General features: G+C 48.5%; 10 protein-coding genes. 5 read left to right on the forward strand and 5 right to left on the reverse strand.

Translation table 11 applies throughout. The annotated features are described in order from the left end of the window. Window positions 1-287: 287 nt before the first annotated feature. Window positions 288-2030 (reverse strand): NFACT RNA binding domain-containing protein, encoded by a 1743-nt coding sequence (locus NC980_RS11065; protein WP_190376237.1) that lies wholly within the window; start codon window positions 2028-2030, stop codon window positions 288-290. A gap of 92 nt (window positions 2031-2122) precedes the next feature. On the opposite strand from NC980_RS11065, the gene NC980_RS11070 reads away from it, so the two are divergent. The 4 genes from NC980_RS11070 to NC980_RS11085 all read left to right on the forward strand — a co-directional run bounded on the left by NC980_RS11070 (window position 2123) and on the right by NC980_RS11085 (window position 5251). Further along, on the forward strand, window positions 2123-3568 hold the full coding sequence (locus tag NC980_RS11070; protein ID WP_242026721.1) for a glycosyltransferase family 39 protein: 1446 nt from the start codon (window positions 2123-2125) through the stop codon (window positions 3566-3568). Then, window positions 3568-3927, forward strand: a complete 360-nt coding sequence (gene folB, locus NC980_RS11075) for a dihydroneopterin aldolase (RefSeq protein ID WP_190376238.1) — start codon at window positions 3568-3570, stop codon at window positions 3925-3927. Before NC980_RS11070 ends, folB begins: the two co-directional genes overlap by 1 nt. 46 nt (window positions 3928-3973) lie before the next feature. Beyond that, the gene (locus NC980_RS11080) at window positions 3974-4177 is read left to right on the forward strand and encodes a hypothetical protein (protein WP_190376371.1); all 204 of its coding nucleotides are present in this window, start codon (window positions 3974-3976) and stop codon (window positions 4175-4177) included. A 690-nt stretch (window positions 4178-4867) separates the two neighbouring features. Beyond that, on the forward strand, window positions 4868-5251 hold the full coding sequence (locus NC980_RS11085) for a hypothetical protein (protein WP_190376239.1): 384 nt from the start codon (window positions 4868-4870) through the stop codon (window positions 5249-5251). Window positions 5252-5342: 91 nt separating this feature from the next. Here NC980_RS11085 and miaA read toward each other — a convergent pair whose 3' ends face one another. Further along, on the reverse strand, window positions 5343-6287 hold the full coding sequence (gene miaA / locus NC980_RS11090; protein WP_190376240.1) for a tRNA (adenosine(37)-N6)-dimethylallyltransferase MiaA: 945 nt from the start codon (window positions 6285-6287) through the stop codon (window positions 5343-5345). A gap of 154 nt (window positions 6288-6441) precedes the next feature. On the opposite strand from miaA, the gene gyrB reads away from it, so the two are divergent. Continuing rightward, window positions 6442-8364: a DNA topoisomerase (ATP-hydrolyzing) subunit B gene (gene gyrB, locus NC980_RS11095; RefSeq protein WP_190376241.1), complete on the forward strand. Its 1923-nt coding sequence runs from the start codon at window positions 6442-6444 to the stop codon at window positions 8362-8364. Between the two features lie 127 nt (window positions 8365-8491). Here the strand turns inward: gyrB and NC980_RS11100 are convergent, their stop codons facing one another. The 3 genes from NC980_RS11100 to NC980_RS11110 form a co-directional block, all read right to left on the reverse strand. Continuing rightward, window positions 8492-9340 (reverse strand): thermonuclease family protein, encoded by an 849-nt coding sequence (locus NC980_RS11100; protein ID WP_190376242.1) that lies wholly within the window; start codon window positions 9338-9340, stop codon window positions 8492-8494. 197 nt (window positions 9341-9537) lie between these two features. Further along, window positions 9538-10651, reverse strand: a protein-coding gene (prfB, locus tag NC980_RS11105; protein WP_190376243.1) for a peptide chain release factor 2 whose coding sequence is annotated in 2 segments (ribosomal slippage) — window positions 9538-10578 and window positions 10580-10651 — 1113 coding nt in all. Because the reading frame shifts where the segments join, the coding sequence is not laid out codon by codon here. Between the two features lie 11 nt (window positions 10652-10662). Then, window positions 10663-14898 (reverse strand): ATP-binding protein, encoded by a 4236-nt coding sequence (locus tag NC980_RS11110; RefSeq protein ID WP_348253923.1) that lies wholly within the window; start codon window positions 14896-14898, stop codon window positions 10663-10665. Window positions 14899-14907 lie beyond the last annotated feature (9 nt).

Genomic DNA, 14907 nt, shown 5'->3' on the forward strand with positions numbered 1-14907 from the left:
TAGAGGAAGAATTCTCTTCTTTGTCGGATGCGCTACAATCAGCACTAAGCAGTACAAGTAAAAATAAATAAAAAAGCCAACTTCGTTAAAAGCTGGCTTTGGATTAACCTGTTGTCGTTTCACATTGGAGAAAACCCTTCTGCGCGTTTCCCAAACTTGCAGGGGTTTCATAGAGTAATAATCCCTATCTGTTGAACATTGTAACAACATACACAAATCTTTTGTCACGAATCTTTATGGCCTCCTGACATATTTCTAACTAATGGCAGATTTAGCTGAGCAAAAGATTAACTGATGGGTTGAGCGATCGCCACAATTTCTCTACCCTGTTGTGGTTGTCCCCAAATGACCCGCTCTTGTTTGTAAATCACGGTTCCAGGCTTTGCGCCTTTGGGTTTGTAAACGTTTTTTGGCTCGGTGTAAACGACAGGAACTTGCTCACTTTGACGGGCACGACTGTAGTAGGCGGCTAAATTTGCGGTGAACTGGAGATCTTTTTCGTCGGCGATCGCTCCCGGTTCCAACCTCAACAGAACGTGACTACCAGGAATTTCTTGAGTATGGAACCACAAATCGTACTCAGTGGCAGTTCGGAACGTTAGCTGATCGTTCTGTCGGTTGTTGCGTCCGATCAGCAGTTCAAACCCGCTAGGCGTTGTGTAGCGGTGCGGCTGGATTTCGGAGTCTTGCTGGACTACAGCTTTACGATATTCGGAGCCTTCAAGGTAGCCTTCTTGAACCAGTTCATCGCGGATTTCTTCCAGTCCTTTTAGGTCGTCTGGGGTTTCGTATTTTTCAAATTGGGCGATCGCGGTTTCGATCTCTTCTAAATAAGAGATTTCTGCTTGTACGGTTTCAAGTAGGGGTTCGATCGCGGCGCGAGTTCGCTTTAATTTCTGGTGCTGCTTGTAAAGGGCTTGAGCGTTGAGAACAGCGTTTTTCTCAGGATCGAGCGGAATGGTGACAGGCTCTTCTGTCTCGAAATCAGCAAGCTCAATCAATTTCATTCCCGGTTCCCACTGGTGCAGGTTTGCCATCAGGAGATCGGCTTGCTGCTTGGCTTGGTCGGCGCGATCGGAGCGATCTAATCGACTTTCAAACCCTGCCGCTTTCGTGCGCAGTTTACCGAGAACGTTGTTTAGCTTTTGGGTGATTTGATGACGAAGTTGAGTAAATTCCTGCTGGTTGAGTTGATCGCGGTAATAGCGATCGATCATTTGCTGCACGCCAATTTGATCGTGTCCCCAAACCACCGTGTAGCCCTGCGGTGTAAAGCCAGAATGGAATTGATCGGCGTCGATCGCTTTTAACCAAAACTGCCAGCACTCGAATAAGCGTTGCCATTCTGGGCCTGTGAGAGTATCGGTCGATCGATCTGGATCAAGGTCTGCTGCTTGCAACATCGATAGAACGAGCGCAGAACTTAACCCGCGATAGGACTTCACTAGATTTTTGCGAATTGCGCCCGGAACAAGACTAATGCGCGAACGCCATCGATCGATTGCTTCTGCTGAGTTTGGAGCCGGATCGAGTCGAGCGGGGGGAAGTTCATACGGTTGACCCGTTTGAATTGGGCGCACACTTGACTGATTAGAACTGACCTGATGCGCTGCGGTGACGATCGCGTTGTCTTGATTGACTAAAATTGCGTTGCTATATTGCCCCATGACTTCGAGATACAGATGCCACAAGGCAGGCTCGCCCGGACGATGGGCAAACTGAAGATCAATCGCTCTTTCCCAGGGTGAGACAGGCTCGATCGCAACGAGTGCTAATCCGCCTAACTGATGGCGTAACTGCTGACTAAAGGTGAAGGTATCTGGATCGCGTGGGGGCGGATCGCTGAAGTGAATTCGGGCGGCTTGGGGATGCCAAGACAACGTGAGCCAGCCGCGTTTTTTTAGGGTTCGTAAGGCTAATAGAACGGTGTAGCGATCGCGCTGATAGGCTTGCTCAAATCGGGCGGGGAGCCATTGCGATCGTAGTTCTGCACAAATCGCCATCAGCGTTGTGTAATCAACTGGCTGCATTCTTTCACCTCTTCACTTCTCTCTATATTCGCAACTCTGGAGTTGAATGCGGGGGTTTAGGCACAAATTAGAGGGCGCAATCATCGATAATCATGAAATTGCGCGTTTGCCTCACTCGCTATCTAATGATTTTTTTCTTCCTGATTTTTCTGCTGCTGCGGCTTATCTTCTGGTTTACAGCGTTTCCAAATCCAGATGAGGCTTATTATTGGCTGTGGGGGCAGCATTTAGATTGGTCTTATTATGATCATCCGCCTTTAGAAGCTTGGGTACAAGGCGTTTTTGCAACAATTTTTGGACGATCGACGTTTACGCTCAGGTTGCCAAATCTGTTCAGCAGCATTGCCTTCTTCTACACTTACTATTTAATTGTACGGTATCTCCACAAAGATTTGGATATTCGAGCTGTGGTGCTGTTTGTATTGGCATCGCCGCTCTATTTTATATTTCTAGGGTTTGCGTGGCACGATCATCTACTGATTACGTTTTCGTTAATTTCGGCATACTTATTTATCCGATTTCTCGATCGCTATCTCGCAGATGAACGCGGAGAAACTTGGCGATTGTATGGAAGCGCGATCGCGCTTTCGTTGGCGATACTTTCTAAATATAATGCGGTGTTTGTTGCGGTTGGTTTTTTCGCGACGTTGATTACCAATGCTCGATTGCGTTCGCTGTTTCGCGATCGACGACTTTATATTGCAATTGCGATCGCGTTAACTGCTCTGATTCCAATTTTGATTTGGAATTTTTCTAATGATTTCCAATCATTTCAATATTATGTTCAGCGCAGTGTAAGCCCTGTTGTTCCTGGAATTAAGATTGGTTCGTTTCTTGGATTTACTTTAGTTTCGTTTTTTGTAATTTCGCCTTTTTGCTGGATTGGATTTTATCGCTTGTTGAAAACTCGCTTACCTGTTCATTCGATTTATCCGGTCGTTGCATTTTGGGTATTTGCGATTTCATCGATCGTACTGACAATCATTTCTCTAATCTCAGCAGCATTGTATTACTGGAACATTACAGCCTATTTACTGCTATTTCCTTTGCTGCCGTTTGTACTCAAGAAACCAAACGCTCACGCCATCTATGGATTGATTATTTCAACGTTGCTAGTCATTCACTATACGGTGTTACCGCTTTCGGCGTTGATTAGCAAAGACGTTGATCCAGATTCGCGAATGTTGTTTGGTTGGCGAGAAGTTGCAGCGATCGTTCAGTCTGAATCTCAAGCGCTGAGCAATCCACTATTGATGACCTCTGATTACCGTTCTGCATCAGCATTAGCTTATGAATTGAACAATCGGAATGTGATTGCAGTGAGCGATCGTATTGATCAGTTTGATTTTTGGTATCGCGACTCGAAGCCTTTGCAGGGTAAAGATGCGGTGATTGTTTCGGATGATTGGTATCCGGCGGAATTGATGGTACTCTCGAAGTTCGATCGAACATCCGAACCTATGACTGTTTCAGTGAAGCGCTTCGGAGTTTGGATTAAAAACTACTACGTTCGCAAAGGTTATAACTTTAAGCCCTGATGGATTGTATTCACTTAACTCAAATTCGCGGCTATGGATATACGGGCGCACTTCCAGAAGAACAGGTTTTGGGGCAGTGGTTTGAGGTGGATTTAACGCTCTGGCTGGATTTGGCGACGGCAGGAGAGAGCGATCGTTTAACGGATACTTTAAACTATTGCGATGCGATCGAAGTGACTCAGAGATTGATCAAAACATCGCGATTCAATTTGTTAGAGAAATTAGCCACTGAAATTGCACAAGCGGTCTTGCAATTTGATCAAGTCGCTCAAGTGCAAGTGAAGTTGACGAAACCTGCGGCTCCGATACCGGATTTTGGGGGGAAGATTACGATCGAGATTGTGAGAAAGAAGCGATGAGGGATTAAGATCGGACTGACCCCTAAGGCTTTCTCGTTCAATGAGCATTCAAGCGAAAGACTATCCCTTTGCTCAGGAATTTATCACGGATGCAGAAGGGCAAATTCGTAAGGTAGTGATCGATATTGCAGATTATCAAAAGTTGCTTGAAGTGCTAGAAGACGAAGGATTGTATCGCGCCATGATAGAAGCACAGCAGGAAATTCCCTTAAGTTTAGAGGAAGCACGCAGGGAAATGGCAGCAGAGTGAAGGTTGAATACTTGCCTAAGTTTCTGAAGGATTTGAAGGCGCTTAGAAGTAGTCCTGTGTTTGAGGCGATCGATTCTCTGGTGTTGGAGCAGATTCCGAATCTTGAAAGTTTTGATGAAATAGTAATCTGAGCAGACTCAAAGGATCTGACGATCGTTTCGGATTCGTGTCGGAGATTATCGCATCGGCTTATTTTTTGATGGGGAAACAGTGACGTTTGCGCGTGTATTGCATCGCAGCGACATTTACCGATATTTTCCTTAACCTAGCGCGATCGCATTTCAGGTTTTGGCAGGACTGCGATCGATTGCCCGAGCGCCAGCGATTTTTTCGCCGCGCTTTTCTTTTTCGGCAAGTTCGAGGGTGATGCTTGACTGTTTTACCGCAAATCCTTCTATTCAACTCGCACTTCTAAACGCGATCGTGTTCCTGCTCTCCCAACTTAATTTCTCAATTCCAAAATTGATTTTTCAACTCCAAAATTGATTTCTCTAAAACCAGGTTTATTTCTCTAAAACAAAGATTGATTTCTTGATTCCTAGATTGATTGCTTGACTCCAAAATTGATTTCTCTAAAACCAGGTTTATTTCTCTAAAACAAAGATGGGAATTCGAGTTCCTGTACCAATTTTCGCTTTATCGGGAATATTAAAGCTGCTATTCCAACCACACTAAAAAAGGAGAAAACGAATGGCAAATGTCGATACGAGTAAGCGTCTACGAGATGCTGTGATTCAAGACGACGTAAAAGCCCTTCAAGGAGCCAAAGGCTTTAAAGATTACATTGCACTTCGCCCCGAAGCGAAAATTTCAACGCTATGTGATCTCGAAGAAAAGATGCGACTAGCACAAGAAGCCGAAATTCAGGCAAAAGCCTTATACCGGAGCGCCAGTGATGCTGCCCAGAAGCTTGAATGGGAATTTCACAATGCAGTTCTCAGCATGAAGAAATCAGTCCTAGCTCAATATGGCGCAGATGCAAATGAAATCGAAGCCATCGGCTACACCAGAAAATCAGACCGCAAGCGCCCACAGCGTCAAACTGCGGCTACCGCTACGCTCAAAAGATCCTAATTGAAAAGCGCGATCGCGCCCCCCGATCGTTTCATTCTGCACGATCGCACTCTCCAACGCTTCAAACAGTAGAGTTCTTTTGCTCCCAATCTCACAGCGCTGCACAAAACGCTTGAATTCGCGCCCAGATACGATCAACCAAATCCCCCGCATCCGAGTCAAACCATTCAATCTCCGGCACTGCCCGAAACCAAGTTCGCTGCCGCTTTGCAAACTGCCGCGTATGCAGCACCGTTAACCGCTCTGCTTCACCAAGCGAAATCTCACCCCGTAAATACTGCCGCATCTCTGCATAACCCAAAGTATTTAACAGCGGCAACGCTTCACCATATTTTTTACACAACGTTTCGACTTCGGTGACAAATCCCATTTCAATCATCTGTCCGGTGCGTTTCGCGATCCGTTGCTCCAATCGATCGCTCTCCAATCCAATCTGCAAAATCGGAAACTTCGGCGGCTCTTCCCCCTGCTGCTCAGAAATCGGGCGACCCGTGACATAAAAGACTTCCAACGCTCTCAACGTCCGCACCTGATCATTGGCATGAATTCGACTTGCCGCGATCTCATCCACTTGCTGCAACATCGCATACAGCGTTTTCTGCCCTAACTGCTCAAGCTGCGATCGTAATTCTGGTTGCGGCGCAACTCTGGGAATTCTCATGCCGCGTGCGATCGCTTTAATATATAGACCCGTTCCGCCGACTAGAAATTGAATGCCACCCCAATTCAAAATCTCCCGCGCCTGCATCTGGTAATCGGCAACCGTAAGCGTCTCAGTCGGATCGCAAATATCGATCAAATAATGAGGCACTCGATTTTGCTCTTGCAGCGTCGGTTTTGCCGTTCCAATGGTAAACTCTCGGTACACTTGCCGCGAATCTGCGCTGAGGACGATCGACTCTAAGCGTTCGGCAAGTTCGATCGCGACTCCTGATTTCCCCGTTGCCGTGGCTCCAGCAATTATAATAAGTACAGGCGTATTGTTAAATATTCTTGATTCATTCTGAAAATTTTGAGTCAAAATAGACCGATCCATCCCACTTTCAAAATTCGCCTGAAATCGCGCTCAAACCGCTTATAAGGCTTTTGTGCTATAATTTTGGAAGAATTTGCCTTCTCAAGTTCAGTTTGCTCTTCAGCTTGATTTTATCCCGCACTTCTGCTACACCTCGCCCTAAAGAACGCTTCCTATGACGACAAACTACGATGCCCAACAGATCCAAGTCCTCGAAGGTCTTGAAGCCGTGCGGAAACGTCCCGGTATGTATATCGGCAGCACTGGCCCTCGTGGATTGCATCACCTTGTTTACGAGGTTGTTGACAACTCGGTCGATGAAGCACTCGCGGGCTATTGCAAAACGATCGACATCTCCATCAATGCCGATGGCTCCGTCAGCGTCACTGACGACGGACGCGGCATCCCAACTGGAATCGTTGCCAAAACTGGCAAGTCCGGTCTGGAAACTGTGCTGACAATTTTACACGCTGGCGGTAAGTTTGGCGGCGGCGGCTACAAGGTTTCTGGCGGTCTACATGGGGTCGGCGTTTCTGTCGTGAACGCGCTTTCAGAATGGGTCGAAGTCACCGTCTGGCGCGATAAGAAAGTTCACCTCCAGCGATTCGAGCGGGGTGCCGCAGTCGGTGAGATGAAGGTGGAACCATATCCCCAATCCCGAACAGGAACATCCGTGACATTTTTGCCGGATGCCACAATCTTTACTGAGACAACGAAGTTTGATTACACCACGCTTTCTGGACGCTTGCGAGAATTGGCGTACTTGAATGGCGGAGTCAAGATTACATTTAGCGATCGTCGTCCCGATTCCGAACGTGAAGAAACTTACTTCTACGAAGGTGGGATTCGGGAATACGTGAGCTACATGAACCGCGAGAAGCAACCGCTTCATGAAGAAGTGATCTTCGTTCAAGGTGAACGCAGCAACATTCAAGTTGAAGTAGCACTGCAATGGTGTGTAGATGCTTATACCGATAACATTATCGGATTTGCAAACAATATCCGCACTGTGGACGGTGGAACGCACCTAGAGGGATTAAAAGCAGTTCTAACGCGAACGCTAAATTCGATCGCCCGCAAACGCAACAAGATCAAAGAAAACGAATCCAACCTTGCAGGCGAGAACATCCGAGAAGGCTTAACGGCTGTGATTTCGGTAAAAGTTCCCGACCCAGAATTCGAGGGACAAACTAAGACAAAGTTAGGCAATACTGAAGTTCGCGGAATTGTCGATTCTCTGGTCGGTGAGGTGCTAACCGAGTATCTCGAATTTCGTCCGGGTGTGTGCGATGCCATCATCGAAAAAGCGGTGCAGGCGTTCAAAGCGGCAGAAGCGGCGCGTCATGCACGAGAAATGGTACGCCGTAAGTCGGTACTAGAGTCTTCCACGCTGCCCGGAAAGCTAGCAGATTGTGCCACACGCGATCCGAGTGAGTCAGAAATCTACATCGTAGAAGGGGATTCTGCGGGTGGAAGCGCCAAGCAAGGACGCGATCGACGGTTCCAAGCAATCTTGCCTTTACGCGGTAAGATTCTCAACATCGAGAAAACCGACGATGCCAAGATCTACAAGAATACTGAGATTCAAGCCCTGATCACCGCATTAGGTTTGGGAATCAAAGGCGAGGAATTTGATGTCTCGCAGTTGCGTTATCACCGCATCATCATCATGACTGACGCGGACGTGGACGGAGCGCACATTAGAACTTTGTTGCTGACTTTCTTCTATCGTTATCAGCGCATGATGGTGGATCAAGGTTATGTCTACATCGCTTGTCCTCCGTTGTACAAAGTCGAGCGCGGACGCAATCATTACTACTGCTATAGTGAGCGCGATCTACAAGAACGCTTGTCGAGCTTCCCTGACAATGCCAGCTATCACATTCAGCGCTTCAAAGGGTTGGGTGAAATGATGCCGCAACAGCTTTGGGATACCACGATGAATCCCGAAACTCGCACGCTGAAGCGCGTTGAAATCGAAGATGCCGCTGAAGCCGATCGCATCTTTACGGTGCTGATGGGCGATCGTGTGGCTCCTCGTCGTGAGTTCATCGAAACCTACGGATCGAAGATGAATCTAACTGACCTCGATATCTAAACTCGATATCTAAAAAAACAGCAGACAGCAACTATCCTTACTGGCATCGGTTGCTGTCTGCTGTTTTGAGGTAGTGCGCGTTATCCAGAAGCTTTCAAGCTAGTACCTAGAATTAATCCGACGGAAGTCATGCAAAGGGAGAAGACATCGCAACGCTCGTAGCCAAGCGTTCTAAGCGAACATCTGACTCAAACACCATCTCTTCGGGTTTGTAGCGCATTGTGATCTTGTTGCCGCTTACTTTTAATACAGTCGAAAACTTGACCGATCGCTGATCAGGAATGGTAAAAAGCCGATCTTTTCCTCTCGATAACTCTCGCATAAACACATCAAGTCCTTTTTCGCGATTAGATGGACGTCGATAAAACGACTGCAACCGCCGCCACAGTTTAGGAAAGATCGGAGGCAATTCTGCAAGGTTAGGCGGAACATCAACTTGAAATCCCTCGGTTGAGCGATCGGCAGACCAGAGTCCTCGCTTTGCGGCTCGTGCCTTCTGAGTTGCAGCTACCATCTCATCGCGCAACTCCTTATAAAGCGTGTCATAAAACATCGGGTAGACATGACCCTCTTGGAGCAATCGATAATTGACACTTTGACGCAGCAAGTCTGCGTCAAGTTCATTCCCTCTGCCGTCGTTGTCCCAATCTGGCGGATCGCCCGTAAAGACAAAACAAACAGGTCGTCCATTGCCATCCGCATTTCTAGATAGAATATATCCGGGCAATCCAGATTTATCGCCGCCGAGTAACTTGATATTCTGTTTCGTTGCGTCTGAAGAGAAGGGTCGAATCGCCGCTTTTTCGAGGGCATCAATTGCCTCGTATCGAAGCTGAACTTGCCCGCCACCCTTGAATTCGACTCTCCCCTCTAGCTTGTCAAACAATGTATCGTCCTCTGCCTGAAACCGAACCGAGTCGCCATCAGGCTCGCCACTGGTCGGATCAAACGTTCCTCTAATTAATACAAATGGCATAATCTTGACCTCATTGTTGAAGGTTCGATCGTTCAAGAAGGAATACAATCAGAGCGCATCTGATTTCGTGTTAAAAAGCTTGGATGAATTGCACATCAAAGCAGTCACTTCTCAAGGCATCGATCTTAACAAGATACAGGCTGTCTGCTAGATGCGATCGTCGTCTGCCTAACAGTGAATTGCATCTAGCAGAGCAACTACGCCTCGACTAATTGATTCTCCTGCCGTAAACAAGCTTCAATGAATGGATCAATTTCTCCGTTCATCACATCTTGTACCGCAGTTGTTTCTACATTGGTTCGCAGATCTTTCACCATCTGATACGGATGGAACACATAGTTGCGAATCTGCATTCCCCAAGCTGCCTCGACCATATCGCCCCTGATTTCAGCAATTTCTTTGGCGCGTTGTTCCTCGGCAATAATTAACAACTTGGCTTTAAGAATAGCCAGGGCTTTTTCTTTGTTTTGAAGCTGCGATCGCTCCTCAGTACAGCGCACTGCTAAACCCGTCGGTTTATGCACAATTCGCACCGCCGTTTCCACTTTGTTGACGTTTTGCCCCCCTTTACCGCCGGCGCGAGACGTAGTGATTTCCAAGTCTTTCTCCGGAATGTCCAGTTGCACCGACAAATCAATCATCGGCATCACTTCCACTCCAGCAAAGCTGGTTTGCCGTTTATCGTTCGCGTTAAACGGGGAAATTCTCACTAAGCGATGAGTGCCTTTCTCCATCTTGAGATAGCCGTAGGCATATCGCCCATCAATTTCAAGCGTTGCGGATTTAAGTCCGGCTTCGTCACCTTCGGAAATTTCCATCAGGTGGACTTTGTAGCCATGCGCTTCGCCCCAGCGGGTATACATTCGCAGCAGCATTTCTGCCCAATCCTGAGCATCCGTTCCACCTGCACCTGCATTGATCGTTAGAACTGCACCCTTGGTATCGTAAGTTCCAGACAGCATCTGCTGGAGTTCCCACTGATCTAGATCGCGCTTTAGCTGATCGGTCTTGGCTTCGGCTTCTTCGAGCAGAGATTGATCAGATTCAAGTTCGAGAAGTTCGATCGTCGCTTCCGCATCTTCAAGATCTGATTTCCAGCGATCGAACTGTTCGAGGTGCGATTTGTATTCGTTTAATTCTTGTAGCGTGCTTTGGGCATTGGTTTGATCGTCCCAAAAATCAGGTTGAGACGCGACTTGTTCTAGGTCTTGAATTTTGGCGGTCAGGGCAGGAACGTCAAAGATAGTCCTGGGTTTTACCCAGGCGCGACGTGAGCAATTCGACATCCCGTTTGAGCGAGGCAGTATCCATACCGTTTGACACTAAGACAGCATTCTCGATTGTAGCGATTGGGGCGCAGATTCAACCGTCTTTCTCAGCAAAGTCGAGGCGATCGCTAATAAGTGTTCTGGCTCGATCGGTTTTGCTAAGTGGGCTGCAAATCCAGCATCAGCGGCACATTTTTGGTCGGCTCCACCTGCATACGCCGTTAGCGCGATCGCCGGAACTTCAATCGATCGTGCCCGAATTTGTCGCAGCAGTTCATATCCGTCTATTTCTGGCATCCCAATGTCACTCACCAACAGATCAATTTGAAGGTTGCTGAGTTGTTGTAAAGCTTCTTTGCCAGAGGAAGCGCTAAAAACTGAGGCTCCTGCTGCTTGTAGAACAAAGGTGGCTAAGGCGTTAGAGTCACGATCGTCGTCCACTACGAGAACGCGATAGCCTTGCAGCGAGAGTTCAATTGGATGGGCTGGATGGGCTGGATCAAGCGCTCGATCGACGACTGGCAGTTTCACCGTAAACGTTGCGCCTTGCCCTTCACCGGCGCTGTAGACGCTGACAATTCCGCCGTGTAGCTCCGTCAAATAGCGCACGATCGCCAAGCCCAATCCCAATCCCCCAAACGATCGCGTCGAAGAGCTATCTTGCTGGCGGAAATAGTCAAACACAAACGGCAGGAAGCTGGATTGAATCCCTCTTCCGGTATCACAGACTTGAAGCCGGGCAAAGCCATCTGCCTCAGTGAGCGAAACGACGATCGAGCCGTTTGCAGGCGTAAATTTCACCGCATTTGATAGCAGGTTCCAGACAATTTGCTGGAGTCGTCCGCCATCGCCGATCACAGGTTTTACAGCCTCAATCCTGGTTTCAATTTTCAGGGATTTTGCATCCGCTGCGAGTTGAACAGTTTCGATCGCAGCAGAAATGGTTTCGGCTAAATCGACCGCCTCTTGCGCCAGGTTTAGCTTCCCTTGCAAAATCCGCGAAACATCGAGCAAATCGCCAATCAGTTGAGTTTGCAGCTTGGCATTGCGTTCGATGGTTTCGAGCGCCTTCTGCGTTTGATCCGGGTTACATTTGCCCGATCGCAGCAAGCTGACCCAGCCCAAAATCGGATTCAGCGGCGTTCGCAACTCGTGGGACAACACCGCCAGAAACTCATCTTTGAGCCGATTGGCGCGTTCTGCCTCTTGGCGGGCAAGCTGTTCTTTCAGCAGAATGCGGTAGCTTTGCTGCGCGTAGCGTTCGCGCTCTTGTTCGAGTCGGACGCGATCGGAGATATCCATCACCATGCCGCTAATTCTGATTAATGCGCCGGAAGCATCGCCGCAGGCAGTTCCACGGTCTTCAACCCAAAGAATCTCCTGATTATCGGGGCGAATCAGCCGGAAGCGCGACACATAGTTTCCGTCCTCCTGAGTGATAGCCGCCTTGAGAACTGCGAGATGATTGGGCAAATCTTCAGGATGAATCAGCGATCGGGCCATTTGGCTTGTGGTAATTAGATCCACAGGCGCAATGCCCAAAATCTCAGTTGCATTACTCGATTGCACTGCTTCATCGGTTTGAGCATCCCAATGCCATGCCACCATTCGACCCGCAGAGAGCGCCCCTTTTAGTCGTTCTTCGCTTTGTCTGAGAGCGATTTCAGTCTGCTTTTGCTCAGTAATGTCGGCAATAAACGCTGAAACGCCTGCGGGAGTTGGATAAACTCGGTGTTGAAACCAGCAATTCCAGCTAGGGTAGAAAAACTCAAACTCTGCGACCTTCTGATCTCGCATCGCTTGGTGATAGCAATGATACATTTCACTCCCCACCAAATCGGGGAACATCTCCCAGATACAGCGACCTAGAAAAGCGTCTTGGGTCAGTCCAGCGAGATCCAGTGAGGCTTGGTTGTTGTAGACATAGCGCCAATCCTGGTCAAGCACAATGAACCCATCCCGAATGCTTCCCAAAATGGTTTCAACCTGAGCTTGAGCAACTTCGGCTTGCGATCGCAGCGATCGTTCGCGATCTGTCGTTTCTTGCCGTAAGCGCGACAGCCTCAGCGCTGATTCAACTCGCGCCATCAGTTCCCGCGCCGAAAAGGGTTTAACTAAATAATCATCAGCTCCGGCTCCCAAGCCTTCGACGCGAGCTTCTTCACCTGCCCGCGCCGACAGCAGAATGATTGGAATATCCTGCGTTTCCGGTTGCGATCGCAATTCTCGTAGCAGTCCGAAGCCGTCTAAGTTCGGCAGCATCACGTCACTCAGAATCAGATCAGGCGCAGAGCGGCGAATCCGATTGAGCGCGTCTCTGCCATCGATCGCAGTTTCAACCGAATAAAACTGAGTCAGTAAGCCTTTTAGATAGTCTCTGAGATCCGCATTGTCATCCACAACGAGAATGCGAACGGAACAACTCGAAGCCTCAGATTCAGAAATCGCAAAGCCATCATCTTCAATCTCGGTTTCGATAGTCCAGCGCAATGCTTCCTGCACAAACGCATCGACTCGAACAGGGGTGGATTGGGGAGGTTGATCTTCAACTTGTTCTTTGGGTAAATGAGCATAACCCAATGGGATCTCCACCGTAAAGGTTGTCCCGATACCCACTTGACTCGCTACCGAGATCGTCCCTCCATGCTGATCGACTAACTCTTTCACTAGCGCCAGTCCAATTCCTGAACCTTCATAACTGCGCGATTGCGTTCCACTCACCCGATGAAATCGCTCAAACAATTGTGGCAATGCTTCTGGGGGAATTCCTACACCCGTATCGCGAACGCTGAATACAATAGATTCACCCACGCGACGCAGCAACACTTCAATCTCACCCTCAAACGTAAACTTAAATGCGTTTGAGATCAGATTGAGCACTATCTTCTCCCACATTTCTCGATCGACATAGACCTGGTCCTCGCCTTCACACTGGACAATGAACCGCAGTCCGCCGCGCTCGATCGTGGTGCGAAACACACTCGCTAACTCGGCTGTAAAGGTCGATAGCTCGATCGGATGGTAGGTCGCCTGCATTCGTCCCGCTTCAATCCGCGAGAAGTCTAGCAGCGTATTCACCAGCTTTAATAGCCTTAAGCCATTTCGATGCACGGTTTCTAACTGCGATCGATGTTCTAGTGAATCCAGCCCCAAAACTTCTTCGAGCGGATTGAGCATTAATGTCAGCGGTGTCCGAAATTCATGTGATACATTGCTGAAAAACTCAGTTTTGACGCGATCAAGTTCGGCTAGGGCTTCGACTCGCTTTCGTTCCATTTCATAAGCATCAGCATTGGCGATCGCAGTTTCGATATGCCCCGCTGCCATGCGGAAGAAATTACGGTAATCGTTATCGCATCGCCGCCCCGGATTAATTCCAACCACCAATAGTCCGCTGAGAACTTTTTGCCCCGATGCCCACAGCGGTAAAACGATCGCCTGCTGAAGCGGAGTGGCTAACACTCCCACCGGAATCGCTTCAAATTGTTCCGCTAAATTCTCAATCCATTGCGGCTGACGCTGATTGATTACCGTGTCTAGCTGCCAGAACGAATCAGACTGAGCATCGATCGGCAGCGGAGGGGCTGTTTCCGTCTGCGCTTGTAGCACGGCACCCCCAGCCTCGATCGTGTAAATCGCAGCAAAGGGAATGTCCGCTAGATTATTTCCCAAAGTGTCGATTGTCGCTTGGCAAGCTTGAGCGATCGTTCTTGCTTTTCCTGCTTGTGCTGCTAAATCTCGCAGTGTTGCCAGTCGGCGTTCCCCGATTACACGCTCAGTCGTCTCCGCGACCGCCGTAAACACGCCTTCGACCTCGCCTGTTTCAGACAGAATCGGGCTGTAAGAGTAGGTATAGTAAGCTTCTTCTAGATAGTCGGAGCGCAAAATTGGGATGAGCAAATCATCTGCCCAGGTTGCAATTCCCGTCTCTAATACGCTGTATAACTGCGGCCCAACAATATGCCAATTCTCAGAAAAAATGTCTTCTCCTGGACTCCCCAACGCTTTCGGGTGTCGATTTCCCAGCACTGCTCGCCAAGCATCGTTGTAGAGCAAAATTAATTCTGTGCCCCACCAAATCACCATCGGGAAGCGGGAGTTTAAACAAATACTCACTGCTGTCCGTAGATTTGACGACCACTGCTCGATCGAACCTAATGGAGTTTCTGCCCAGTTGTGAGATCGCATTAACTGCGCCATCTGGGTTTTTCCCGGAAAAATTCGAGCAGACAACTCAGAGCAAAATTCGGGGGTCATCGTCAATTTAACCTCTGTCCGCCTAGATCTCATGCTGACGAT

The sequence above is a fragment of the Leptolyngbya sp. AS-A5 genome (genome assembly GCF_039962495.1).
Classification (GTDB): Bacteria; Cyanobacteriota; Cyanobacteriia; order Leptolyngbyales; family Leptolyngbyaceae; genus Leptolyngbya.

What these genes read in the sequence shown, in the direction of transcription:
- NC980_RS11065 (WP_190376237.1), bottom strand. Translation starts at nt 2,030, where the DNA reads ATGCAGCCAGTTGATTACACAACGCTGATGGCGATTTGTGCAGAACTA.
- NC980_RS11070 (WP_242026721.1), top strand. Translation starts at nt 2,123, where the DNA reads ATGAAATTGCGCGTTTGCCTCACTCGCTATCTAATGATTTTTTTCTTC.
- folB (WP_190376238.1), top strand. Translation starts at nt 3,568, where the DNA reads ATGGATTGTATTCACTTAACTCAAATTCGCGGCTATGGATATACGGGC.
- NC980_RS11085 (WP_190376239.1), top strand. Translation starts at nt 4,868, where the DNA reads ATGGCAAATGTCGATACGAGTAAGCGTCTACGAGATGCTGTGATTCAA.
- miaA (WP_190376240.1), bottom strand. Translation starts at nt 6,287, where the DNA reads ATGGATCGGTCTATTTTGACTCAAAATTTTCAGAATGAATCAAGAATA.
- gyrB (WP_190376241.1), top strand. Translation starts at nt 6,442, where the DNA reads ATGACGACAAACTACGATGCCCAACAGATCCAAGTCCTCGAAGGTCTT.
- NC980_RS11100 (WP_190376242.1), bottom strand. Translation starts at nt 9,340, where the DNA reads ATGCCATTTGTATTAATTAGAGGAACGTTTGATCCGACCAGTGGCGAG.
- NC980_RS11110 (WP_348253923.1), bottom strand. Translation starts at nt 14,898, where the DNA reads ATGAGATCTAGGCGGACAGAGGTTAAATTGACGATGACCCCCGAATTT.